At 31.4% G+C, this 25621-nt stretch carries 28 protein-coding genes; 21 read left to right on the top strand and 7 right to left on the bottom strand.

The genetic code is table 11. The annotated features are described in order from the left end of the window. Positions 1–42: 42 nt before the first annotated feature. The 3 genes from ACYU7A_RS07640 to hpt all read right to left on the bottom strand — a co-directional run bounded on the left by ACYU7A_RS07640 (position 43) and on the right by hpt (position 2579). Positions 43–1269, bottom strand: coding sequence for a hemolysin family protein (locus tag ACYU7A_RS07640; RefSeq protein ID WP_460575567.1), 1227 nt, complete (start codon positions 1267–1269; stop codon positions 43–45). Positions 1270–1440: 171 nt separating this feature from the next. Beyond that, complete coding sequence (locus tag ACYU7A_RS07635) at positions 1441–2013, bottom strand: adenylate kinase (RefSeq protein ID WP_460575485.1); 573 nt, start codon at positions 2011–2013, stop codon at positions 1441–1443. 35 nt (positions 2014–2048) lie between these two features. Beyond that, complete coding sequence (hpt, locus tag ACYU7A_RS07630) at positions 2049–2579, bottom strand: hypoxanthine phosphoribosyltransferase (protein WP_344816897.1); 531 nt, start codon at positions 2577–2579, stop codon at positions 2049–2051. Positions 2580–2679: 100 nt separating this feature from the next. Here hpt and ACYU7A_RS07625 point away from each other — a divergent pair, with 100 nt between their 5' ends. Beyond that, positions 2680–3210 (top strand): hypothetical protein, encoded by a 531-nt coding sequence (locus ACYU7A_RS07625; protein ID WP_460575484.1) that lies wholly within the window; start codon positions 2680–2682, stop codon positions 3208–3210. 2 nt (positions 3211–3212) lie between these two features. Here the strand turns inward: ACYU7A_RS07625 and ACYU7A_RS07620 are convergent, their stop codons facing one another. Both ACYU7A_RS07620 and ACYU7A_RS07615 read right to left on the bottom strand, forming a co-directional pair. Continuing rightward, positions 3213–3731: a hypothetical protein gene (locus ACYU7A_RS07620; protein ID WP_460575482.1), complete on the bottom strand. Its 519-nt coding sequence runs from the start codon at positions 3729–3731 to the stop codon at positions 3213–3215. A gap of 1 nt (position 3732) precedes the next feature. Then, positions 3733–4245, bottom strand: coding sequence for a hypothetical protein (locus ACYU7A_RS07615; protein ID WP_298306358.1), 513 nt, complete (start codon positions 4243–4245; stop codon positions 3733–3735). Positions 4246–4341: 96 nt separating this feature from the next. Here ACYU7A_RS07615 and ACYU7A_RS07610 point away from each other — a divergent pair, with 96 nt between their 5' ends. The 13 genes from ACYU7A_RS07610 (at position 4342) to ACYU7A_RS07550 (ending at position 13179) form a co-directional block, all read left to right on the top strand. Beyond that, positions 4342–4608 carry a DUF6364 family protein gene (locus tag ACYU7A_RS07610; RefSeq protein WP_298306356.1) on the top strand — a complete coding sequence of 89 codons (267 nt, stop codon included), beginning with the start codon at positions 4342–4344 and terminating at the stop codon, positions 4606–4608. Further along, the gene (locus ACYU7A_RS07605; RefSeq protein ID WP_460575480.1) at positions 4598–5020 is read left to right on the top strand and encodes a type II toxin-antitoxin system VapC family toxin; all 423 of its coding nucleotides are present in this window, start codon (positions 4598–4600) and stop codon (positions 5018–5020) included. Before ACYU7A_RS07610 ends, ACYU7A_RS07605 begins: the two co-directional genes overlap by 11 nt. A 47-nt stretch (positions 5021–5067) precedes the next feature. Beyond that, positions 5068–6231 (top strand): 5-(carboxyamino)imidazole ribonucleotide synthase, encoded by a 1164-nt coding sequence (locus ACYU7A_RS07600; protein WP_460575478.1) that lies wholly within the window; start codon positions 5068–5070, stop codon positions 6229–6231. A gap of 61 nt (positions 6232–6292) precedes the next feature. Beyond that, positions 6293–6778, top strand: a complete 486-nt coding sequence (gene purE / locus ACYU7A_RS07595; RefSeq protein ID WP_460575477.1) for a 5-(carboxyamino)imidazole ribonucleotide mutase — start codon at positions 6293–6295, stop codon at positions 6776–6778. Positions 6779–6801: 23 nt separating this feature from the next. Continuing rightward, entirely contained in the window at positions 6802–7029 is a 228-nt protein-coding gene (locus ACYU7A_RS07590) for a hypothetical protein (RefSeq protein ID WP_460575475.1), read from the top strand. Continuing rightward, positions 7029–7316, top strand: a complete 288-nt coding sequence (locus ACYU7A_RS07585; RefSeq protein WP_460575473.1) for a type II toxin-antitoxin system RelE/ParE family toxin — start codon at positions 7029–7031, stop codon at positions 7314–7316. Before ACYU7A_RS07590 ends, ACYU7A_RS07585 begins: the two co-directional genes overlap by 1 nt. A gap of 31 nt (positions 7317–7347) precedes the next feature. After that, positions 7348–9372: a M3 family metallopeptidase gene (locus ACYU7A_RS07580; RefSeq protein WP_460575471.1), complete on the top strand. Its 2025-nt coding sequence runs from the start codon at positions 7348–7350 to the stop codon at positions 9370–9372. Positions 9373–9515: 143 nt separating this feature from the next. Continuing rightward, a complete protein-coding gene (locus tag ACYU7A_RS07575; RefSeq protein ID WP_288132980.1) occupies positions 9516–10019 on the top strand; it encodes a GbsR/MarR family transcriptional regulator in 504 nt (167 codons plus the stop codon). Between the two features lie 398 nt (positions 10020–10417). Continuing rightward, positions 10418–11128, top strand: a complete 711-nt coding sequence (locus ACYU7A_RS07570) for a YqjF family protein (protein ID WP_460575470.1) — start codon at positions 10418–10420, stop codon at positions 11126–11128. Continuing rightward, complete coding sequence (locus tag ACYU7A_RS07565) at positions 11125–11487, top strand: hypothetical protein (RefSeq protein WP_345090822.1); 363 nt, start codon at positions 11125–11127, stop codon at positions 11485–11487. Before ACYU7A_RS07570 ends, ACYU7A_RS07565 begins: the two co-directional genes overlap by 4 nt. Beyond that, positions 11484–11924 carry a hypothetical protein gene (locus tag ACYU7A_RS07560; RefSeq protein ID WP_460575468.1) on the top strand — a complete coding sequence of 147 codons (441 nt, stop codon included), beginning with the start codon at positions 11484–11486 and terminating at the stop codon, positions 11922–11924. Before ACYU7A_RS07565 ends, ACYU7A_RS07560 begins: the two co-directional genes overlap by 4 nt. A gap of 11 nt (positions 11925–11935) precedes the next feature. Beyond that, entirely contained in the window at positions 11936–12718 is a 783-nt protein-coding gene (locus ACYU7A_RS07555; RefSeq protein WP_460575466.1) for a fatty acid desaturase family protein, read from the top strand. Between the two features lie 2 nt (positions 12719–12720). After that, complete coding sequence (locus tag ACYU7A_RS07550; RefSeq protein ID WP_460575464.1) at positions 12721–13179, top strand: SRPBCC family protein; 459 nt, start codon at positions 12721–12723, stop codon at positions 13177–13179. Here ACYU7A_RS07550 and ACYU7A_RS07545 read toward each other — a convergent pair. Further along, positions 13156–13971, bottom strand: a complete 816-nt coding sequence (locus tag ACYU7A_RS07545) for a UbiA prenyltransferase family protein (RefSeq protein WP_460575462.1) — start codon at positions 13969–13971, stop codon at positions 13156–13158. The two genes, ACYU7A_RS07550 and ACYU7A_RS07545, sit on opposite strands and share 24 nt — an antisense overlap. A 172-nt stretch (positions 13972–14143) precedes the next feature. Between ACYU7A_RS07545 and gcvP the strand changes: the two genes are divergently transcribed. From gcvP to ACYU7A_RS07510, 7 genes are all read left to right on the top strand, one after another. Further along, entirely contained in the window at positions 14144–16987 is a 2844-nt protein-coding gene (gcvP, locus tag ACYU7A_RS07540) for an aminomethyl-transferring glycine dehydrogenase (RefSeq protein ID WP_460575460.1), read from the top strand. A 145-nt stretch (positions 16988–17132) separates the two neighbouring features. After that, positions 17133–17510, top strand: coding sequence for a group III truncated hemoglobin (locus tag ACYU7A_RS07535; protein ID WP_460575458.1), 378 nt, complete (start codon positions 17133–17135; stop codon positions 17508–17510). A 130-nt stretch (positions 17511–17640) separates the two neighbouring features. Next, positions 17641–18702, top strand: coding sequence for a 3-oxoacyl-ACP synthase III family protein (locus ACYU7A_RS07530; protein ID WP_396147542.1), 1062 nt, complete (start codon positions 17641–17643; stop codon positions 18700–18702). Between the two features lie 74 nt (positions 18703–18776). After that, entirely contained in the window at positions 18777–19307 is a 531-nt protein-coding gene (locus tag ACYU7A_RS07525; RefSeq protein ID WP_460575456.1) for a methyltransferase, read from the top strand. Positions 19308–19324: 17 nt separating this feature from the next. Continuing rightward, positions 19325–20173, top strand: a complete 849-nt coding sequence (locus tag ACYU7A_RS07520) for a glycosyltransferase family 2 protein (protein ID WP_460575454.1) — start codon at positions 19325–19327, stop codon at positions 20171–20173. A 76-nt stretch (positions 20174–20249) separates the two neighbouring features. After that, complete coding sequence (locus ACYU7A_RS07515) at positions 20250–20999, top strand: MlaE family ABC transporter permease (protein WP_344816912.1); 750 nt, start codon at positions 20250–20252, stop codon at positions 20997–20999. 3 nt (positions 21000–21002) lie between these two features. Then, positions 21003–21767 (top strand): ABC transporter ATP-binding protein, encoded by a 765-nt coding sequence (locus ACYU7A_RS07510; protein WP_298308861.1) that lies wholly within the window; start codon positions 21003–21005, stop codon positions 21765–21767. 1 nt (position 21768) lies between these two features. Here ACYU7A_RS07510 and ACYU7A_RS07505 read toward each other — a convergent pair whose 3' ends face one another. After that, the gene (locus ACYU7A_RS07505) at positions 21769–25569 is read right to left on the bottom strand and encodes a gliding motility-associated C-terminal domain-containing protein (protein WP_460575451.1); all 3801 of its coding nucleotides are present in this window, start codon (positions 25567–25569) and stop codon (positions 21769–21771) included. Positions 25570–25621 lie beyond the last annotated feature (52 nt).

Genomic DNA, 25621 nt, shown 5'->3' with positions numbered 1-25621 from the left:
AATCAGAAAACTGAACACTAAAATCTGAACACTGATTACTTTTTAATTATTTTTAATGTTGGTAACTAGCACTTTGTCAATTTTAACGCCATCCATATCTATAACTTCAAATTCTAGTTTGTTCCAAATAAGTTTTTGTCCTTGTTTTGGTATGATTCCTAATTCGGTTACGATTAATCCGCTTACGGTTGTTACATCGTAATCGCCAATTAAATCATCCATATCAAAATAGGTTAGAAAATCGTGTAACGAATAATGTCCGTCCACCAACCAACTTCCGTCTTCACGAGCAACTATTTTGAATTCATCTTCATAGAAGTCAGCAGCGTCTCCAACTAAAGCTTCTAGAATATCATTTAATGTAATAATTCCTTGAAAAACACCGTGTTCATCAGTAACTAAAGCATAATGTACTTTAGACAATTTAAAATTTTCAAGTGCTTTATAGGCAGAAGTATGTTCTATAAAATAGACTGGCTCTTTCGTGATTTTTTTCAAATCAAACTCACCTTTTTCAAAACTTGAAAACAAATCTTTCAATAATACTATTCCGTTTACGTCATCTAAATTATCTTCACAAACTGGATAAACTGAGTGCAACTCGTCTAGAACTTTGTTTTTAATTTCCTGAATTGAATCTTCGTGAGATAAATAAATAATAGAATTTCTATGTGTCATTAACGAATTTACTTTTCTATCTCCAATATGAAAAACACGTTCAACAATATCGTGTTCAATTTCTTGTATTTCTCCGCCTTCTGTACCTTCTTTAATAATTGCCTTAATTTCTTCTTCGGTTACTTTTCCGTCTGCAGTTGGTTTAATTTGCAATATTTTCAATAAAAAATCTGTTGAAGTTGTAAGCAACCATATAAATGGCATGGTAACTTTTGAAACAATTTTCATTGGAACAGCAACAGCTTTGGCAATTGATTCTGGATAATTTAGTCCAATACGTTTTGGCAATAATTCGCCTAAAACTAAAGAGAAAAAGGTTAAAGTAACTACAACAATTCCAACTGCAATTGAGTTTGCATAAGGTTTTAATGCTTCAAATGATGCTACAAAATTTTGAACATCTGTAGTTATTTTATCACCTGAATAAATACCGGTTAGAATACCGATTAATGTAATTCCAATTTGAACTGTTGATAAAAATTCATTAGGTGAATTTGCCAAATCTAAAGCAGCTTTGGCATTGGTATTCCCTTTTTTGGCAGCCGTTTCTAATCGATTTTTTCTAGCAGATATTAATGCAATTTCTGACATTGAAAAAACACCATTTAAAATGATTAGAAAAAGTATTATTAAAATTTCCATAGTTTAAAATTACAAAAAAAGAGCATAAATCCCTATTATCGGAAATAGCTCCTTTTGTGAGTGCAAATATCTGAAAAAAAATTGAATGCTCGAAATTTATCTCCAGGTCAATTCTTTAGACTATAATTTATCGAAAATTTGATTCAATCGTTCGTTAACTTCTAAGATAGTTCCGATACCATTTACAGCATGAAATTTTCCTTGAGATTTGTAATAATCCATTAAAGGTGCTGTTTTTTGATTGTATTCGTCATAACGATTTCTGATTTTTTCTTCATCTTGATCGTCTGGTCTTCCAGAAGTTTTTCCTCTTTCTAACAAACGAGCTACAAGAATATTATCATCCGCTTCAAGTGCAACAGTAGCCGTAATAGTTTGATCTTTAGATTCTAAAAATTTATCTAAAGCTTCTGCTTGTGCTAAAGTTCTTGGAAAACCATCAAATAAAAAACCTGCCGAATGTGGGTTTTTATCAACTTCGCTTTGCAACATTTGGATAGTTACTTCATCTGGAACTAAATCGCCTTTATCCATATAGGTTTTGGCTAATTTTCCTAAATCAGTATCATTTTTGATGTTAAATCTAAAAATATCTCCTGTTGAAAGATGTGTTAAATTGTATTTTTCTTTTAAAAATTCAGCTTGTGTGCCTTTTCCTGCACCTGGTTTTCCGAAAAGAACGATGTTGATCATTTTGATTAAGATTGTTAGATTATTGGATTGTTAGATTATTGTGCTAATTGATAAACGTCTGCTAGGTTTCTTCCTAAACCATCGTAGTCTAAACCATATCCAACGATGAATTTATTAGGAATTCTAATACCTACGTAATCTATTTTAATGTCTTTTTTATATGCTTCTGGTTTGAAGAATAAAGTTGCGATTTTTAAATGCTTTACTCCTTTTTCTTTGAAAATTGCTTTCAATTCTTCAATCGTATTTCCTGTGTCTACAATATCTTCAACAATTACAACGGTTCTTCCTTCAAGGTTTTCGTTGATTCCGATTAGTTGTTTAACGTCATTTGTAGATTGTGTTCCTTCGTAAGAAGCCATTTTCATAAAACTTACTTCACACATTCCTCTGTAGTGCTTCATCAAATCGGACATTACCATAAAGGAACCATTTAAAATCCCAACAAAAACTGGAACTTCATCAAAAAAATCGTCGTCCATTTGTTTGGCCATATTTGCAATTGCGAAGTCAATTTCTTCTGAAGAAATAAATGGCTCGAAAGTTTTATCATGAAGATGTATCATTGTGTTGTTGTTTTAAAAAATAAAGGAGCAAATTTAGTGAAGTATTAAGTATTAAGTATCAAGTATTAAGATTTTTTTGTTAATTTAATATATTTACAAAATGAATGCAACTTATTACAATCAAATCGCTAAAAGCACAGCACATAGGAAAAGTAGAGATGATAATAAAGATTTCATCTTTGCCAATCCTGATTATTTAAAGTATTTATTAGAAATTGCATTTAATATTAAGGACAAAAATCACCATAAAGCGTGTTGGATTTTGGAATTGATATGTGAAGAAAAAATGGATTTATTTCTTCCCTTTTTAGAAGATTTTTGCGAGACTTTACCTCATTATAAAAATGATTCTGCCATACGTTCGATTTCTAAAATCTGTTTATTTCTATCCAATTCTAAAAAATATTCTTTAACAGAAAATCAAGAAGAAAAGATAATTGAGACTTGTTTAGATTGGTTGATTGAATCCAACAAAGCTGCAAATGCAGCTTATACAATGCGAACTTTGTACAATCTCGGTAAAAAACACACATGGGTTAATGAGGAATTAATAGTGCTACTTCAAAGAGATTGCAGTCACCAAACTCCTGCTTATAAATCGGCAGTGAAAGATATTTTGAAAAAATTGTAAAATTAATAGTTTTGAATAACTTTTTCTAAAATCATTCTATCGGTAATTTCCTCACAATATTTTTTTATTCCATCAAAATTTGTATAACCAATTGCTCGCCAAGTTACTTTTCTTGTATCCTTATTAATAGCAAATGTTTCTTGAGTAAAAGACACACCATAAGCACCATAATTATATTTATCGTATTTAAAGAAAATAATTCCATCATTCTTATTTTTATCGCATATTGGAATTAAATCTTCAATAAATGATTTTTTCTCTTCATTCAATTTTAAAACATCTTGCTTTATTTCAAGCAAGTAAAAATCAGCATTTATATTTGTAAGATTATAGTAATCTTGTAGTTTATTTTCAATCCTTTTAGATGTACTTTCAGTAATTCCGTTGTAAGTAATTACAATTAATGGTTTTTTGAAAGACACCAAATTTTCATTATCAATTACATTTGAAACTATTTTAAAACTTGCACACCCAGTAAAAAAAAATAAAATAATTAAATTTAAAATCAATATTTTTTTCATATCAAAGTACTTTGTCATTTATTAATTTATCAACAAACTCAGTAGTCATATTATTTACTGAATTCCCATGCCAGGGAGAATATACTTTTGACTTCCAAACTTCTTTATTAATTTTATAATCAAAAGCAGTAACTAAATAACTAAAATCTGTAATACTAGTCATTCCATAACTTTCATATATATTTATTTGGGTCAATTTAAAAGTAAAAACAATATCTGAGGTTTTATCTTCATACGTTTTTATCATCATTGAGTTAATCTGAGATTCATTCATTTCATTCAAATTAATTAGTATAACATATGGAGCCATCCTAGATGCTTCAAAACTCTTATTCAAATTTTTCTCAACTTCCTCAGCAATTTTTTGCTCTCTTTTACCTGAAAACATTATGTAAAATATAGGCGCTTTATAGGGTTGAGAAAACAAAGTGTTATCCACAACAGAATACATTCCCGGTTTTATACAACTTTGAAGTTGCAGAGTGAGAAATATTAGTAAAAGAACTTTTTTCATTGAATAAATAATTTATTCAAAAAAAATGATAAAGATTTAATAAATTTTAATATTCCAAAATAATTATTTACGTACATTTGTAAAAACTTTACGTATATGAATACTAAACTCACTTTATCTCTTGAAAAAGAAATCATAGAAAAAGCAAAAATCTATGCTAAAGGAACAGGCAGAAGTTTATCTGAAATGGTTGAAAATTATTTTAGAAGTTTGGTTGAAAAATCAAATAAAAACAATGAAAAAGATGAATATGAAGACATTCATCCAAGTGTAAAAAAATTAATTGGAAGAATTACACTTCCTGATGATTTTGACATTAAAAAAGCTAAAGAAGAATATTACAAAGAAAAATATGGAATATAAGCATATTTTTTTAGACACCAATATATTAGTAGATTTAGTAGCCAACAGAAAACCTTTTTCAGAAAATGCTATTTCAATTTTTGATTATTGTCAAAAGTCAAATATAAAAATGTATTCAACATCACACTCTATTGCAACACTGCATTATATTGCAAAAAAAATGGTTGATGAAAAAGAATTGCGTTTAATTATTGAAGATTTGTTGGATACCATTTCCATAATAGCTGTAACGGAATCTATTTTAAAAAAAAGCTTGAAATCAAATCATAAAGATTTTGAAGATGCTATACAAATCGTTTCTGCTCAATCAATTAATGATATGAATTGCATTGTTACAAGAGATTTGAAAGATTATAAATATGCCGAAATCAATGTATTAACGCCTGATGATTTTTTAAGCACACTAGAATAAGATTAAAAAAATTGAAAAATTGAAAAAAACAACACAACTACAACGCAATGAATTATTTCTCATCCGATTTTAAATTAGGTATTCTCGGTGGCGGACAATTAGGCAAAATGCTTTTGACCGAAACTAGAAAATTCGATATACAAACTTTGGTTTTAGAACCAAGTGAAGAAGCTCCGGCAAGATACAGTTGCAATGCTTTTTATAAAGGAAGTTTGATGGATTATGACACCGTTTATCAATTTGGAAAAATGGTAAATTTGTTAACCATCGAAATCGAAAACGTAAATCTAGATGCTTTAGACGTTTTGGAATCAGAAGGATTACCAATATTTCCTTCACCAAAAACATTGCGTTTGATTCAGAATAAAGGTCGTCAAAAAGATTTTTATGTTGAAAATAACATACCAACTTCACCTCATCAACGATTTGTGGATTTGAATGATTTGAGAAAATCTTTAGAAAAAGACGAATTAGAATTTCCTTTTGTATGGAAATGTGCCCAATTTGGTTATGATGGAAATGGTGTAAAAATAGTACGCTCAACAATAGATTTAGTCAATTTACCAGAAGTAGAATGCATTGCAGAGCAAATGGTTCCGTTCAAAAATGAGTTGGCAGTAATCGTTGCTCGTTCGGTTTCTGGCGAAGTGAAAACCTATCCTGTGGTTGAAATGGAATTTCATCCTGAAGCCAATCAAGTAGAATATGTGATTTGTCCTGCAAGAATTGATGAAAAAGTGGCTCAAAAAGCTACCGAAATAGCTCTTAAAGTTTCAGAAGCTTTCAATCACGTTGGATTATTAGCGGTAGAAATGTTTCAAACAGAAGACAATGAAATATTAGTAAATGAAGTTGCGCCAAGACCTCATAATTCAGGACATTATTCGATTGAAGCGAGTTATACTTCGCAATTTGAAAATCATTTACGTGCTATTTTAGATTTACCTTTAGGAACTACCGATAGCAAAGTTGCCGGAATTATGGTAAATTTGGTCGGTGAAGAAGGTTTTTCGGGACAAGTGATTTACGAAAACATCGAAAAAATAATGGCAATTGATGGTGTAACACCTCATATTTACGGCAAAAGAGAAACAAGACCTTTCCGAAAAATGGGACACGTTACGATTATAAATGAAAATATGGTTGACGCGAGGAAAATTGCGGAAGAAGTAAAAAATAGTATTAGAGTGATCAGTGGTCAGTCGCAGTAATCAGTCGCAGTTGGCAGTTGTGGTCAATAGAAACAATTTTAAACAACATTAAACTAAAATAATGAGCAAAGTAGCGATCATAATGGGAAGCATTTCGGATATGCCTGTAATGCAAGAAGCCATCGACATCTTAAAAGGATTTGACATCGAAACTGAAGTCGATATTGTTTCGGCACATAGAACTCCTGAAAAGTTATTTGATTTTAGTAAAAATGCACACAATCGTGGAATTTCAGTAATAATTGCTGGTGCTGGTGGCGCGGCTCATTTACCAGGAATGGTTGCTTCAATGTCGCCTCTTCCTGTAATTGGAGTTCCTGTAAAATCTAGTAATTCTATTGATGGTTGGGATTCAGTTTTATCGATTCTTCAAATGCCTGGTGGCGTTCCTGTTGCAACAGTTGCGTTAAACGGATCAAAAAACGCTGGAATTCTTGCTGCACAAATCATCGGAAGTCATGATAAATGTGTGCTTGACAAAATAATTTTCTACAAAGAAAGTTTGAAAGAAGCTGTGAATAAAGCAGCATCTGAATTGAAAAAATAATTATCTTTGATAAAAAGAATACTATGAACATTCAAACTTCTAAAATTGAGTTGGCAAAGGTTATTTTGGATATTGAAAACCCAAAGTTGATTGAAGAAATTATACTTTTGATACAATCCAAATCCACTTTAACCGAAAAGCAAAAAACGGCTATTGATGAAGCAATTTATTCATTGGAAAATAATGAAGGAATTACTCATAATATGGTTATGGAAGAAACTAGAAGTCGTTATTCTAAGTATTTCAAATAATGAATATTATTTGGTCGCCACAAGCTAAAAAAGACTATTGGCAAAACATTGATTATTTAGAAGCTGAATGGACATTTCAAGATGTTGTGAATTTTATCGACAAAGTTGACTACACCATTACTTTATTAGATAAAAATAACATTGAATTCATTTCTACAAATTATAAAGAAGTTAATAAAGTGGTGATTACAAAACAAATTACTCTTTATTACAAAATAAATTCCAACACCTTAGAATTACTTCGTTTTTGGAATACCTACCAAGATTTAGAAAATTTTAAACTTTAAAAAACTTTGCGCCTTTGCGCCTTTGCGAGCAATGAAAACACTTACCTCAACATTCAATACCAAGAACAACACCGCACCTTTTTCGCAAATAAAACTAGAAGATTACAAACCTGCTTTTATCGAAAATATTGCAAAAGCAAAAGCAGAAATTGACGCCATAATTACAAATTCTGAAGCTCCAACATTTGAAAATACGATTGTTGCTTTAGATTTTTCTGGTGAAAATTTAGATAGATTGTCATCGATTTTCTTCAATTTGAATTCGGCAGAAACTTGTGACGAAATGCAAAAAATCGCTCAAGAAGTTTCTCCGTTGTTGACTGAATTTAGTAATGATATTGCTTTAAATGAAGATTTATTCAAACGAGTAAAAGCAGTTTATGATCAAAAAGATTCTTTCACTTTAACTACTGAACAAGCTACTTTATTAGATAAAAAATTCAAAGGATTTTCTAGAAATGGAGCTTTATTGAATGAAGATGACAAATTAAAATTACGTGAAATTGACACCGAATTAGCCAAAATCAAATTGACTTATGGAGAAAATGTTTTAGCAGAAACTAATAACTATCAATTGCATATTACCAATGAAGAAGATTTAAAAGGTTTGCCTGATGGCGCCAAAGAAATGGCAGCAAGTTTGGCAAAATCTAAAAATTTAGAAGGTTGGGTTTTTACCTTAGATTTCCCAAGTTATTTACCTTTTGTGACTTATGTTGAAAATCGTGAATTGCGAAAAGAAATTGCAATCGCTGCTGGAAAGAAATCATTTCAAGACAACGAATTTGACAACAAAGAAAATGTAAAACGAATAGTAGAATTACGTCATAAACGAGCTAATTTATTAGGATACAAATCGCATTCTGATTTTGTTTTAGAAGAACGAATGGCTCAAAATCCTGAAAAAGTACTTTCTTTTTTGAATGATTTATTAGAAAAAGCAAAACCAGCTTCCCAAAAAGAATTTGCTCAACTAACTGCTTTCGCAAAAGAACTAGACGGAATTGACCAACTAGAAAAATGGGACGGAGCTTATTATTCAGAAAAACTGAAACAAAAACTATTCAACTTTGATGATGAGATTTTAAAGCCTTATTTCAAGTTAGAAAATGTTTTAAATGGAGCATTTACTATTGCTGAAAAACTATTCGGAATTACTTTTAAAGAAGTTTTTGATATAGACAAATACCATGAAGATGTTCAAACATTTGAAGTTTTGGATTCCGAAGGACAATTAGTTGCCATTTTCTACTCCGATTTTTTCCCAAGAAAAGGAAAACGAAATGGCGCTTGGATGACTTCTTATAAATCGCAAGCAGTGAAAAACGGAATCAATGAAAGACCTCACGTTTCTATCGTTTGTAATTTTACTCCACCAACAGAAACGAAACCTTCACTCCTAACCTTTAATGAAGTAACAACTTTATTCCACGAATTTGGTCACGCATTGCACGGAATGTTAGCCAACACAACCTATCCAAGTTTGTCTGGAACTTCGGTTTATTGGGATTTTGTGGAATTACCAAGTCAAGTGATGGAAAATTGGTGTTACGAGCCAGAAGCTTTGGCTTTGTTTGCTAAACATTATGAAACAGGAGAAATCATTCCGCAAGAATATGTAGAAAAAATCAAAGAAAGCGCGAGTTTTTTAGAAGGAATGGCAACGTTACGTCAATTGAGTTTCGGAATTTTAGATATGACGTATCACGGAAAATCTCAAACTATTGCTGATGTCAAAGCTTTTGAAAAACAAGCCATGGAAGGTACAAGTCTATATCCTGATGTAGAAGAAAATTGCATGAGTACTTCTTTTTCACACATATTTCAAGGAGGATATTCCTCTGGATATTACAGTTATAAATGGGCAGAAGTTTTAGATGCTGATGCGTTTGCCTATTTCCAAGAAAAAGGAATTTTCAATAAAGAAGTAGCTACTAAATTTAAAGACAACGTCCTTTCAAAAGGTGGCACCGAATTACCAATGGAATTGTATAAAAAATTCCGTGGCCAAGAACCGAAAGCTGATGCGTTGTTGAAACGTGCTGGATTAATTTAAAGTACGAGTTACGAAATACGAAGTCCGAAAAAAAATGACCGAAGTTCAGCTTCGGTTTCTTTTTAAAATAAACTTTCATTTTTTTTTGAAACTTTAAAAACTTTTATATATCTTTGTCCTATTAAAATGAAATAACCATCAAAATGGAATTCAAAGAGGCTAAAAATAAATTCGTTCAAACTTGGGGTGCACTGGGTAGCCAATGGGGAATAAATAAAACCATGGCTCAAATTCATGCACTTTTGATGGTTTCTCACGAAGCAGTTTCGATGGAAGACATTATGGAAGAATTGCAAATTTCTAGAGGAAATGCTTCTATGAATTTAAGAGCATTAATGGATTGGGGAATTGTTTACAAAGAATACAAAGCTGGTGAAAGACGCGAATTTTTTACAGCTGAAAAAGATTTAGACGAATTAGCAGTAAAAATTTCAAGAGAACGTAGTAAACGAGAAATCAAACCTGCTTTGAAAGTTTTAAAAGAAGTTTCTTCAATAACATCAGACAACACAGCTGAAGAAAAACATTTTGTAGATCAAACAACAAAATTGTATGACTTTGTATTAAAAGCTGATAATATGTTAGACAAAATGACCGAATACAAAGACAATTGGTTGGCAAAATTGGTTGTTAAAATAATGAAATAAAACTAAAAAATTTAATCAAAACTTTCATTTTTTTCTGAAAGTTTAAAACAATAAATAATTATGAGACAGTTTGTATTTTACCTAAATCTAATTCTAACAATAGTAGCTTTGATTCCAGTTTTCATAGAAAATGTTGTTGGCTACAATTTAGATAGCAGTGATGGATTCTTAATGTTGCTTGGATTCTTTCAGGTTTTTATAGCCTTTACTTTAACGTTTTATGCTATTGCAAATGATAGACTCTTGCTACTTCTTTTAATTATTTATTGGTTTATTGTAACACTATTTTTTAAGTTTTTTATAAAAGACTTTATTTATATAAGTCTTCTCATAGCACTTTACAATTTATACATAAACTATTGCAGCTTTTCTAATTCAAAATTTAATATACTTAACAAATGAGCTTCTTAACAGCAGAGTGGAATGATTTAGCAATGTTCAATTACGAAATTGATCCAAAAATTTTAGAAAATTATGTTCCAAAAGGTACCGAAATCGACTTATGGAACGACAAATGTTACATCAGTCTAATCGGATTTATGTTTGAAAACGTAAAAGTTTTAGGAATCAAAGTTCCTTTTCATATAAATTTTGAAGAAGTTAATTTACGATTCTATGTAAAAAGATACGAAAATGGAATATGGAAACGAGGAGTTGTTTTCATTAAAGAAATTGTTCCGAAGCATGCTATTACGATTGTCGCTAACACCTTATACAATGAACATTATCAAACAATGAAAATGCTTCATTCAAGAACTGAAAGCGAAACTTCAAAATCGTTTAAATACGAATGGTTTAAAGATGCTAAATGGAATTCAATTGCAATGAAGACTGATAAAAAAGCAATTCCAATTGAACCAAATTCAGAAGCAGAATTCATTACCGAACATTATTTTGGTTACACCAATTACAATAAAGATAAGTCTATTGAATATGCTGTTTCGCATCCAAGATGGGAACAATTAAAAGTAATTGAATCCAAAATTGATGTTGATTTTGAAAGTATTTATGGTAAAGATTTTAAATTTTTACAAGACTTGAAGCCAACATCTGAATTTCTAGCATTGGGTTCAAAAATTACTATTGAAGGTAAAAAAACTTTACGATGAAAACTTTAAGAAAAATAAACAATATTGCATTTTATACTACATTAACTCTATTTATTACTTTATATCTTGGAATGTTAGCACAAATTCCACTTGGGATAATTCAAGTTATATCTGCAATCATTCTAACTTATATTACTTATCTGAAATCAAGATATGCTAAAAAACATTTAACAATATACTGGTTTGCAACTATAACAGAGCTCACTTTACTTTATTTAGAGCAGTTTTACTATCAATCAAGTAATGATTTCATTGAACTTACATTAATGGTACTCTTCCCAATGTCAATTGCAATATATTTTTTTATTATTATGAGAAAAATCACAAGCGAATACGAACTTAAAAAAATAAACTTATGAACTTCATTATACCAAATTGGCTGATTATCCTAAGTGGAATAGGTCAAATATTTACAGCAATGATTTATCCTTACATCCGTCATGAAGTTTTTGATTGGTATAATGATGTGAAACAATTGAAACCATTAAACCAAGAAATTGCAAAAACCTACGGAAGATATATCCAAGGTTTAAACTTCTCATTTGGATTGATTGCCATTTTATTTACAAATGAATTAAAAGAACAGTCAGCTCTTGCAGTTGCATTAACTGGATTGATTGCTGCTTATTGGGTTGGAAAAGTAGCCACTCAAATTGCGTATTATCCAATGTATGACATTCCGAAAAGAACCTTATTTAAAGTTGGAAGCTATTTTATGAATACACTTTTTGTTCTTTTTGCTGTGGTAAATACACTACTTTTCATTCATAATTTAATTGGGCATTATAAGTTGTAAAATATCAAAAAATGACACATCAAGAAATCCTTAAAAAAGTGGAGTGGAAAGATTTGAAAAACCTAACTTTCAAAGAAATGTTAATTGAAAATAATCTAACTATTCCGTGGTTTGTTATTTCGATAACATTAGCTTATTTTGGATATTATCTTTTAGCGTTACCGTTTTCTGCCTTTTTCTTTTTAACCGGTTTGAGACAAGTTCATAATGGTTTTCACAATTCATTAGGAACTAATAAATTTTTAACTTGGTTTACACTTTATTCAAATAGTATATTACTAATGGTTTCAATTCATGCAGTGAAATTCAATCACATTAGGCATCATAAATATTGTTTGTCTGATGAAGATTATGAAGGTAAATCAGCAAAAATGAAATGGTATGAGGCTATTTTATATGGACCAATTCATATGTTTTTAATTCATAAAGTCACTTTTGAACTTGGAAACAAAAATTACATAAAAAACATGATTTTAGAGTTATGTTCCATTGCAATATTCGTATTTATTGCATTCTACTTTAAAATTGATTTTTTAATTTATCACATTTGTATCATGATTTTTGCTGAATTTCTAATGGCTTTTTTTGCTGTTTGGACAGTACATCACGATACAGAAGAAAATCCTGAAATGGCTAGAACTCAAAGAGGCAAATGGAAAAACAAAATAACCTTTAGTATGTTTTATCATTTAGAACATCATTTATTTCCAGCAGTTCCAACAATCAAACTACCAGAATTAGCAATGAGAATAGATAAAATATTACCAGAAATTGAAAAGAAAAATACTTTCTAATAATGACCACAATAAACCTTACAACAAAAATTAAAACCTCTAAACAAGTCATTTTCGACTTATCAAGAAATATTGATGTTCATAAAATATCCACAGCAAAATCTAACGAAACTGCTATTGATGGAGTAACTTCTGGCTTGATTAATAAAGGCGAAACCGTGACTTGGCGTGGTAAACATTTTGGATTTTACTTAACTCATAAGAGTATAATTTCTGCAATGGAAATTCCAAGTTATTTTGTAGATGAAATGGTTGAAGGTAAGTTTAAATCCTTCAAACACGAGCATTCCTTCATCGATGGAAACGGATTTGTAATGATGATTGATAAAATTCAATATCAAACTCCTTATGGTATTTTTGGAAAACTATTTGATGTACTTATTCTGAAAAAACATTTAACCAATTTTATTACTGAACGCAATAAAGTTTTAAAAGAGTTAGCCGAAAACCACCAAAAATAACCACCAAAATATAGGAATGCTTTCCACCCAAAAAGAAGCATAATAGCGTGATCGATTTTCATTTGAAAACAACAAGAATAAAATCGTTGTTATTGCCAAAGCCGATTTCAATGCAAAAAATTCCAATTTATAATCAGACGATAAAAATTCTAATAACACGAAAAGCATCATCAAAGCAATTCCTACTCGTTTGGTTTTTACGACTCCAATCTGTTGCGGAACGGTTTTCAAATGCGGATCATCTAATCTTAAATCGATGATTTCAAAAATTAATATCAATACAAAAATCAATATAAATCGTTGTGCTGCAACCAAAAACATATAACTTGTTAAAGGCAAACTGTTATTAATTATTGGGAGAAAAAGCGTCACTCCTACCCAACACAATGCCACAATGTAAATTTTAAATCCAGCCCAATTTCGAGCATTTTTTTTGTTGGGAAAGAACGGTAAAGTATATAATAATGTTATGGCGAGAAATACAAAACCAATAATTTGTGTAGTTTTCGCTAATTGAAAAAAATAATATCCAGTAGCTACCAAAGATAGAAAACTCAAAAAGGCAATTCCTTTTAATTGAAGTGACATTTGTACTTTTTTTGTTCTTGCCAAAGCGTCATATTTCACAAAATTATAACCGACAATTGTTCCAAAAAAAGCGAAGTAAGAAGTAGCAAAATCATTAGAAATGCTAAACAAAATCTGCGTCAATTGAACCAAAGCATAAACAGACAAAGCCACATGAATGCTTGAATTGATGTAAAAACCGAAAAGTTTTCTAAAAAATCGCATGCTACAAAACTAATCATTATGTTAATAAACCTTGTTTTTAGTTAACAATTTCTCAAAATATTACCCTTTGTTTAACTTAAAAATAAAAGTTTAATAATTACTTTTGTTGCTTAAATCTGAACTCGATTCAGATTCTAAACAACACACAAACTTTATATATATAATTATTTAAATGAAAACAGACTCATTTGCATTACGCCACATAGGTCCACGTGAGAACGACCTACAACATATGTTTAAAACCATAGGAGTAGAAAGTCTTGACCAGTTAATTTATGAAACTGTGCCAGACAATATCCGTCTAAAAAAAGACTTGGATTTAGACGCTCCAATGACTGAATATGAATACCTAACGCACATTCAAGAATTAGGAAAGAAAAATAAAGTTTTCAAATCATATATTGGTTTGGGTTATCATCCAGCGATTGTTCCTGCGGTAATTCAGAGAAATATTTTTGAAAATCCAGGATGGTATACAGCTTACACGCCTTATCAAGCTGAAATTGCTCAAGGTCGTTTGGAAGCTATTTTGAATTTTCAAACTACAGTTATTGAATTAACAGGAATGGAAATTGCTAATGCTTCTCTTCTTGACGAAGGAACTTCAGCAGCTGAAGCAATGGCTTTATTGTTTGATGTTCGTTCTCGTGATCAAAAGAAAAACAATGCTAACAAATTCTTCGTTTCTGAAGAAATTTTACCTCAAACATTATCGGTTTTACAAACTCGTTCTACTCCAAAAGGAATCGAATTAGTGGTTGGAAATCATGAAACATTTGATTTTTCTTCTGACTTTTTCGGAGCAATTTTACAATATCCAGGAAAATTTGGTCAAGTAAATGACTATGCTAGTTTTATTGCAAAAGCACACGAAAACGAAATAAAAGTAGCTGTAGCTTCTGATATTTTATCATTAATAAAATTAACTCCTCCAGGAGAATTTGGTGCTGATGTAGTTGTTGGAACCACTCAACGTTTCGGAATCCCGATGGGTTATGGCGGACCACACGCTGCATTTTTTGCAACTAAAGAAGAACACAAACGTTCAATGCCAGGAAGAATCATCGGTGTAACTATTGACGCTAACGGAAACCGTGCCTTGAGAATGGCTTTAGGAACTCGTGAGCAACACATCAAACGTGAAAAAGCTACTTCTAATATTTGTACTGCTCAAGTTTTATTAGCTGTTATGGCTGGAATGTACGCCGTTTTTCATGGTCCAAAAGGATTGAAATATATAGCCAATAAGGTTCACGCTTCTGCTGCAACTTTAGCTGATGCCTTGAACAAATTGGGCGTTTATAATGTAAACACATCTTTCTTTGATACAATTGCTGTAAAAGCTGATGCTTCAAAAGTGAAAGCCATTGCAGAAAAACACGTAGTGAATTTCTTTTATGTTGATAACGAAACCATTTCAATTTCTGTAAATGAAACAACATCAATTTCAGATTTGAATCAAATCATTGCCATTTTTGCAGAAGCAACAGGTAAAGAAAGTTTCAAAGTTTCTGAATTATCTTCAACAAATAATATCCCAAGTTCATTAGAAAGAACTTCAACTTTCTTGACGCATGATGTTTTCAACAGTCATCATTCTGAAAGTCAGTTGATGCGTTATATCAAAAAATTAGAACGTAAAGATTTATCGTTAAATCATTCCATGATTTCATTAGGTTCATGTACGATGAAATTGAACGCTGCAGCCGAAATGCTACCATTATCAATGGCAAATTGGAACAGTATTCACCCATTTGCTCCAGTGGAACAAGCGGAAGGTTATCAAATTATGCTTAAAAAATTAGAGCATCAATTAAATGTAGTTACAGGTTTTGCAGGAACAACTTTACAGCCCAATTCAGGTGCACAAGGAGAATATGCAGGCTTGATGGCAATTCGTGCTTATCATTTATCTCGTGGTGATGATCACAGAAATGTATGTTTGATTCCATCATCTGCTCACGGTACTAATCCAGCTTCGGCAGCAATGGCAGGAATGCAAATTATTGTGACCAAAACCATGGAAAACGGTAATATTGATGTAGAAGATTTAAGAGCAAGAGCTATTGAACATGCAGCAAATCTTTCATGTTTGATGGTAACTTATCCTTCAACTCATGGAGTTTTTGAAAGTGCTATTTGCGAAATCACTCAAATCATTCACGACAACGGTGGTTTGGTTTATATGGATGGTGCAAACATGAATGCACAAGTTGGATTAACAAATCCGGCTACAATTGGTGCTGATGTTTGTCATTTAAATTTACACAAAACATTCGCTATTCCACATGGTGGCGGTGGACCAGGTGTTGGACCAATTTGTGTAAACGAAAAATTAGTTCCGTTTTTACCAACTAATCCAATTATTCCTACAGGAGGAAATCAAGCGATTACTGCTATTTCTGCTGCACCATATGGTTCGGCATTAGTTTGCTTAATTTCTTATGGATATATATCTATGCTAGGTTCAGAAGGCGTTACAAATGCTACAAAATATGCAATTTTGAATGCCAATTATATGAAAACGCGTTTAGAATCGCACTACCCGGTTTTATATTCAGGAGAAATGGGAAGAGCAGCTCACGAAATGATTTTAGATTGTAGAGCTTTCAAAGAAAAAGGAATTGAAGTTACCGATATTGCAAAACGTTTAATGGATTATGGTTTCCACGCACCAACAGTTTCTTTTCCAGTAGCAGGAACTTTGATGATTGAACCAACAGAATCAGAAGATTTAGCGGAATTGGATCGTTTTTGTGATGCCATGATTTCTATTAGAAAAGAAATTGAAGCAGCAACTAAAGAGGAAACTAACAATGTGTTGCACAACGCACCGCATACTTTAAATATGTTAACTGCTGATACTTGGGTTTTCCCTTACACCAGAGAACAAGCGGCTTACCCATTGGAATACATTGCAGAAAATAAATTTTGGCCAAGCGTTCGTCGTGTAGATGATGCTTATGGTGATAGAAATTTAGTTTGCAGCTGTGCTCCTATTGAAGCATATATGTAATTTGTAAGTACGGAAGTACAAAATCAGAAATACGAAGTTTAAAGGTTTCAAATTAATTTTTGAAACCTTTTTCTTTTATAAATATGACATAAATCAGCCTATTGAATTTGGAATCGTGTAACTTTGCACTTTAATTTTTTCTGAAATGAATGACGTTCAAAATCAAGATGACTTATATATTATTGTAGAGGATTTTTATAAAAAACTTTTAGCTGATGATAAAATCAGTTACATTTTTACTGATGTTGTCAAAATAAAGTTGGAGGAACACTTACCTATTCTAGTGACTTTTTGGTCGCAAGCCATTTTTGGAACCGGCGGTTATTTTAATAATTTAACTCAGATTCATTTGGATGTAAATATGAAATCCTATTTATCAAAAGAATTGTTTGAAATTTGGTTGACACATTTTGAAGCAGCCATAAACGAAAATTTTGAAGGTTTTAATTGCGAACGTATGAAAAATATGGCACACAATCTTTCAACGATTATGCAAATAAAAATCGCTCAAAACCAATCATAAAATTATGAAATTACTATTTTATTAGAATAATAATAACAAATTCACAATTATATGCACGCATATTAATTAATAGTGTCTAAATTAATTTTTTATTATTAAATTTACATAAAATCTATTCATTATCAACAAAATGAACATAAAAATAACAGGTTCTGGAAGTTATATTCCAACAGAAATAGTAACCAATAAAGACTTTTCAAATCATGTTTTCTTGAACGAAGATGGAACGCCGTTTCCACTTCCAAATGAAGTTATTACAGAAAAATTTTACGGAATTACTGGAATTGAAGAACGTCGTTATGCTTCTGATGATTTATTGACATCTGATATCGCTTTTATTGCTGCAAAAAAAGCAATTGAAGACTCAAAAATTGATCCTGAAACTCTAGACTACATCATATTTGCTCACAATTTTGGAAATCAGAAAAAAGGAGCTATTCAAGCAGACTTACTTCCAAGTTTGGCAACTCGTGTAAAGCACGACTTACGCATAAAAAATCCAAAGTGTGTAGCATATGATATGCTTTTTGGTTGCCCTGGTTGGGTTGAAGGTGTTATTCAGGCAACTGCATTTATAAAAGCCGGAATGGCAAAAAAATGTTTGGTTATTGGTGCTGAAACATTATCTAGAGTAACCGATCCACATGATAGAGATTCAATGATTTATTCTGATGGTGCTGGCGCGACAATTATTGAAGCGGTTGATGGTGAAGCAGAAGGAATTCTAGCTCATGAATCGGCTACTTATGCTTATGATGAAGCCAATTATTTATTCTTTGGAAATTCCTTTAACAAAGACCATGACCCTGATGTTCGTTACATAAAAATGCATGGTAGAAAGATTTATGAATTTGCCTTGAGCAATGTTCCAAAAGCCATGAAAGAATGTTTAGATAAAACTGGAATTGACATCAATCAAGTGAAAAAAATATTGATTCATCAAGCTAATGAAAAAATGGATGAAGCGATTATTCAACGTTTTTACAAATTATACGGACAAACGCCACCTGAAGGAATTATGCCAATGAGCATTCATAAATTAGGGAATTCAAGTGTTGCGACTGTTCCAACTTTATACGATTCCTTGATTAAAGGAAAAATTGAAAATCAAGAGATTCATAAAGGTGATGTAATTCTATTTGCATCGGTTGGCGCTGGAATGAATATCAATGCGATTGTTTATAGAATGTAAAAGAAAGTACGAAATAAGAAATACAAAGTACGAAGTAAAAATTAGTACATTTGCATCTTTAATTTTCAATGTTCATGTACGAAAAAACATTTCCCAATAAACGCTTTAAGCACACTTTAGAATTTTTACAAAAGCACGTTGCTACTTCTGAAACCATCTTTGATTTAGGTGTTCCAAATCCGTTTTCCAAAATTATGGAAGAGAATGGTTACACTGTGAAAAATACCAAAGGAGAAGATTTAGACAACGACCAAACGGCTTTGCAAAACGAAACTTATACGGTTTTTACAGCTTTTGAAATCTTTGAACATTTATTGAATCCCTATACTGTTTTACAAAACGTAAAGTGCGATAAATTGCTGATTTCCATTCCGCTACGTTTATGGTTTTCTCCTGCATACAGAAGCAAAACTGATATGTGGGACAGACATTATCACGAATTTGAAGATTGGCAACTAGATTGGCTTTTAGAAAAAACAGGTTGGAAAATTACTGCTCGTGAAAAGTTTACGCATCCAGTAAAGAAACTTGGTTTTAGACCTTTGTTAAGATATTTTACTCCTAGATATTATATTGTTTTTGCTGAAAAAGTGAAAAGTAATTAGTAAATAGTGAATATCTAATGAAGTATTACATCGTCATTCCATCACACAACGAAGAAGCCTTAATTTCTTTGACACTTCAATCCTTGGTTGAACAAACTGTTTTGCCTACTAAAATTGTACTTGTGAATGATAATTCTACTGATAAAACAGAAGATGTAGTCAATTCATTTGTTTCAAAATATCCTTTTATTTCTTTGGTGAATAAAACTTCTGATGCCATTCATTTACCGGGAAGTAAAGTCATTCAAGCGTTTCAAAAAGGCTTAGAAACTTTGGATGAAAACTATGATTTTATTGTAAAAGCAGATGCCGATTTGATTTTTCCTAATAATTATTTTGAAACCATTATAAAACATTTCCAATCAGATGAACGAATTGGAATGGCAGGCGGTTTTTGCTACATAGAAAAAAATGGCGAGTGGATTTTAGAAAACCTTACTGATAAAGACCATATTCGCGGAGCATTAAAAGCCTACAGAAAAGAAACTTTCAAACAAATTGGTGGATTAAAACCTGAAATGGGATGGGATACCGTTGATGAATTATTATGTAAATTCTACAATTGGAAAGTGGTTACCGATGAAAATTTACATGTAAAACACTTAAAACCAACTGGAGCAAACTACAACAAAACAGCTCGTTACAAACAAGGTGAAGCCTTTTATTCATTAGGTTACGGATTTTGGATTACTACTATAGCTTCCTTGAAACTGGCGATGATGAAGAAAAAACCATTGCTTTTTATAGATTACATAAAAGGTTTTTGGAAGGCAAAATCTTCAAAAAAACCACTTTTAGTTACTGACGAACAAGCTAAATTTATTCGTAATTACAGACTTCAGAAGATGAAAGAGAAATTGTTTTAAAATTTTAATCCATCTTTCACATAAAATTATAGTATTTTTACTGCCAACTATAAACTGAACACTGAACACTAATAAAATGATGTTAATTCGTTATTTAACGCAAATAGGTAGGTATTTTTTAATGCTGAAAGAAGTCTTCAACAAACCCACAAAATGGTCGGTTATGAGAGGATTAATTTTCAAAGAAATTGACGATTTAGTAATTGATTCCCTTGGAATTGTTGCTTTTATTTCCTTTTTCGTTGGAGGTGTTGTTTCTATTCAAACGGCATTAAACTTAACTAATCCTTTAATTCCAAAATATCTTATTGGTTTTGCCACAAGACAATCGGTGATTTTAGAGTTTGCTCCTACTTTTATTTCCATCATTATGGCAGGAAAAATGGGTTCGTTTATCACATCAAGTATAGGAACAATGCGTGTTACTGAGCAAATAGATGCATTAGAAGTAATGGGTGTAAATTCATTAAATTATCTAGTTTTCCCTAAAATAATCGCACTTTTATTGTATCCATTTGTGATTGGAATAGCAATGTTTCTTGGTGTTCTTGGTGGCTGGATGGCTGGAGTTTATGGTGGTTTTACAGCAAGTAATGAGTTTATACAAGGAATTCAAACCGAATTTATTCCATTTCATATCACTTATGCCTTTATAAAAACAGTTGTTTTTGCTATGATTCTAGCTACAATTCCTTCTTTTCATGGTTATTATATGAAAGGTGGAGCGTTAGAAGTTGGTAAAGCAAGTACCGTTTCATTTGTTTGGACATCTGTAGTAATCATCTTGGTGAATTATATTTTAACTCAATTACTTTTAACCAATTAACCGATGATAGAAGTAAAAAACGTAGAGAAATCTTTTGGAGAATCTAAAGTTTTGAAAGGAATTTCGGCAACTTTTGATGCTGGTAAAACTAATTTAATTATTGGTCAAAGTGGTTCTGGTAAAACTGTTTTACTAAAATCATTATTAGGTATTTTTACTCCTGATGTTGGTACGATTTCATTTGATGGAAGAATTTATTCTGAACTATCTGCGGATGAAAAACGTGCCTTGAGAACAGAAATTGGAATGGTTTTTCAAGGAAGTGCTTTGTTTGACAGTATGACGGTTGAAGAGAATATTGGTTTCCCATTGAAAATGTTTACCACAAAATCTCCTGAAGAAATTAGAGAACGAGTAAACACTGTAATTGATAGGGTTAATTTAGTTAATGCCAACCATAAAAAACCATCGGAAATTTCAGGTGGAATGCAAAAACGTGTTGCTATTGCAAGAGCTATAGTAAACAATCCAAGATATCTTTTTTGTGACGAACCCAATTCAGGATTAGATCCAAAAACGGCTATTGTAATTGACAATTTGATTCATGAAATTACTGTTGAATACAATATAACAACAGTTGTAAATACTCACGATATGAACTCGGTTATGGAAATTGGAGATAAAATCATTTTTCTTAAAAATGGAATTCTTGCTTGGGAAGGTTCCAAAAAAGACATCTTCAAAACTGATAATGAAGCTATAGTTGATTTTGTTTATTCTTCAAACTTGTTTAAAAAAATTAGAAAAGCACAGAATAAAGAAGAATAGTTTAGTACTCTCTTACCAAATAAACCCAACCTGTTTTTGGTTCGCTATTTTCAAAATTAATCAAATAATAATAAGTTCCGTCTGGCAATAATTTGTCACTATTCTTTTGTTGTCCATGCCATTGGTCAATATAATTTTCTTGTTCATATACAACCATCCCATAGCGATTAAAAATCTTTATTTCACGAATTCCTGTAAATCCTGATAAATCAAAAGAGTCATTTAAACCATCACCATTTGGAGATATACCATTTGGTATTGTACACATGGTACTTAAAACTTCCACTGCTTGAAACGTGCTACATCCATCGATGTTTGTAATAACAACAGAATAAGTTCCTTTTGGTTTATTTGAAATTTGAATTGGATTTATTGTACTAGTAAAACCATCTGGACCTGACCACAAGAAAGTATCTGAGCTTGAAAATGTTCCATTAGCAGGTATTGCAGTAATTGTGAAATTATTATTAATACAATTAGCTTCAATAGTAAATTGAGGAATAGGTTTTACCAAAATTGTTTTAGTTGTAGAAGAGGTACAACCATTTAAATTAGCTGTAACCGTATAATTCCCAGATAAAATTGTGGTACTATCGTTAAAAACCAAATTCTGAGTAGTAGCCGTAAAACCATTAGGTCCAATCCATTGATAAGTTGCATTTGGAATGGTTTCTGTAAAAAACTGAATATCATCACCACTACAATAATTAGAATCTACATCTACAATCGGATCCATCGGAATAGGATTAAAAGTAATTGATACAAAAGATTCATCTATAGCATTACAAAATCCTGAAACCGTATATTTAAAATTGTAGACTCCATAAGATATTCCAAGTGGTAACCAGTTATTTCCTGATAACATACCGCTATTTGTAATTTCTTGCCAAACGCCTCCTGTGTCGTATGTTCCATTCAATAATGTAAATAAATTTACTGAATTTGATGTTCCGCAAAGCACCAAATTTCCATCCAAACCAGCGTTGGGAATTGTACTCAAAGGAATTGTATAGGACAAAATTCTATCAACACAAGAACCTGGAATTGTTGAATAAATTCTAACATAATAAGTTCCTGCATCTGTAACTCCATTAAATGGATTGAAAGTTAAAACATTTGTAGTACTTAAAATAGTAGTCGTATTTGTTCCTTTCCACCATTGATAATTTAAAAAAGAAAATGCCTGAACTGACAACTCACCTGATTGACCTTGACATAAATTACTAGCTGTTATTGAAGGTTCTGGCAAAGTTGTTATATCAAAAAGTCGATTAACAATATTTCCACAAGTATCTTGCACTTGAAAGTTATAAATTCCGGGTTGTAGACCAGAAAAAATATTTGAATTACCATTATTTACTAAAAAAGGCAAGCCGTCTTTTGAAGTTATTCTATAGGTTAATGGAGGAATTCCATTGGCAACAATTATAATTTGTGTCCCTTGATTGACGCAAGGTAGCGCGTAAGCTGTTGTTATTTGCAACCCACCATTATATTCAAAACTTCTTATGTTTTCTATACATTTTAACAAACTTGGACTTCCATTAGAAAAATATTCATAAGTTTTCAAAATTCTAAATTGCCCAGTAGCAGCTATGTTTAAATTTGTGGTATTGTTTATTAAGTTAATTGAATTACTTGAACTAGGCATTGAGTTAGTTGGATATACTACTCCAGTTGTTGGATGCACCCATTGTCCTGTTATAGAATTGTATTTTTGTAACCAAAACTGTGATAAATATGCACTATTATCATTATAATTTAATACTAAATCAAACGAGCCACAATTTGAAACAACCTGAATATCCTCGGTAGTTGTATGGTATCCGGTTAATAACCTAGTTTCTGTTCTTTCTACATTACAAATATCTTTAGAATAGAAAGTATAGGTTCCTTCTGGTAAAGAATTCATATAAAATATGCCATTGGCGGCAATATTAAAACTAACATTATAAGGTAACGGAAATGAAAAAGTAGAAGGTGCTGCAATAATAGTTACTACTTGAAGAGGTCCGTTTGGACTTATTAATCCTATAGAATCAAAACCTACTCCACAACCTTTTCTATCCAATAACACTAATGGATCATTAGAAACCACATTAGAAATAGTAGCTGTTAAAGTGTATACCTGATTACAATTATCTGTTATCGCTAAAGTATAATTTCCTGCTGGTAAATTAGTTATCTGAACATACATACTATTTGGATTGGCTAAAGGAACCAAATAAGGCAATGTTTGGTTCAAAGCCGTTGGAGCACTAGTAATTCTAATTGAAGATATTGTCCCACCAGCACTTGTAACCGTAATTATCCCATCATTAGAGGTACAGCCTGGAAAAATATTTCCAGCAGCCGTCATTGATACCACTCTTGGCAAAATTATTATTTCATATTGAAAACTATTGCCACACACATCAGTTCCTGTAAAATTATAGGTTCCAGAAGGTAACTGCATTGTAAAAACTCCTGAATTTATATTAAAAGAAACATTGTAAGGAAAAGTTTGATTTATTGTTGAAGGCCCGCTCGTCATTATTACAGACGTAACTAACGGACCACCATTTGGTATTTTAACAATAGCGTCACCTGCACATGAATTAGGGACTGGCAAAACTTCAAATCCGGGCAAAACAGCTACTATTGAAACCTGAGTTTGTACTGATCTTCCGCAAGCATCAACAATCTGAATAGTGTAGTTACCAACTGGTAAATCATTTATACTGTTTGAACTATAAACTAAAACACTTGAATTAAATGGCCCAGGATGGTTACTATTAAAAAGTGTAGGATTAAAACCAGCAGGAGCTGAAATAAAACTTGTTGTATAAGGCGGTAAAAAATCACAAAGTGAAACTTCTATTCCAGTAATACAATTGGCATATAATTGCTGCGAATTAGCACTAAGTTGCCCAAAAACCGGAATAGCATTGTTAGCATAAATATTGCCACAAGCATCTGTTACTTGAATATTGAAAGTATAATTTTGAGCATGAAAAAAAGGAACAATTAATGACACTAATTGACTACTAGAATTTCCAGAACTCAAAGTTTGACTTTGAATAATTGGAGCACCACCAGAAGGAGGAAATGTTGTAGTTTGAATAGTAAGTGGATATCTTATTGAAGTATTTAAATCAGCCGTTACTAAAAAGGTACCTGATATTGTATTGCAAGTATTTAATGCACAGGTTTTGATAAAGTCACCTAAAGTGAGATTAGGCGGATTAGTAAAACTTAAGGTATAGGTCTGAACAACTCCTTCACCACAAGCATCGTTAACTCTAATGTTATAGGTTCCAGGTCCTAATCCAGTAAACAAATTCGAAGTTTGAGGTGGTCTTATAACAGGTCCAGAAGTTATTTCATAAGTTACTGGATTTCCAGTCAAAACAGTCGCTACTATTGTTCCAATTGCACAACTTGTTTGTAAACTTGTAACTTGATAAGTAAGTAAAACTCTTGTATCATTTATTTGAATGCTTTGTTGGGCAGTGTTAGATAAATTACCCAACGTTTGAGTTGCAATAACTGTATAATTACCTGATTGCAATCCTGTAAAGGTTGTATTGGAAGTTGTCGCAATTGGAGTAGTTACATTTGGTAACAAATAAATTGAATAAACAATTGTTGCTCCAGGTGTGGTATTTTGAACATTAAAACTCAAGGAACCATTTCCTGTACAAGTCTCATCGGTCTTTGTAACAACTAATGTAAAACTAGACAGTTGTGCAAATGAAAATTGAAAAAAAAATACAAGAAAGAAAATTAGATGTAATTGATTTATAGTTCTTGTGCCTTTCATAAATTGTATTTTTACATTAGATGTATAAATTTACAAAAGGTTGCGCTATTTT

The sequence above is a fragment of the Flavobacterium koreense genome (assembly GCF_054776075.1).
This window is presented reverse-complemented; position numbering and strand designations above follow the sequence as displayed.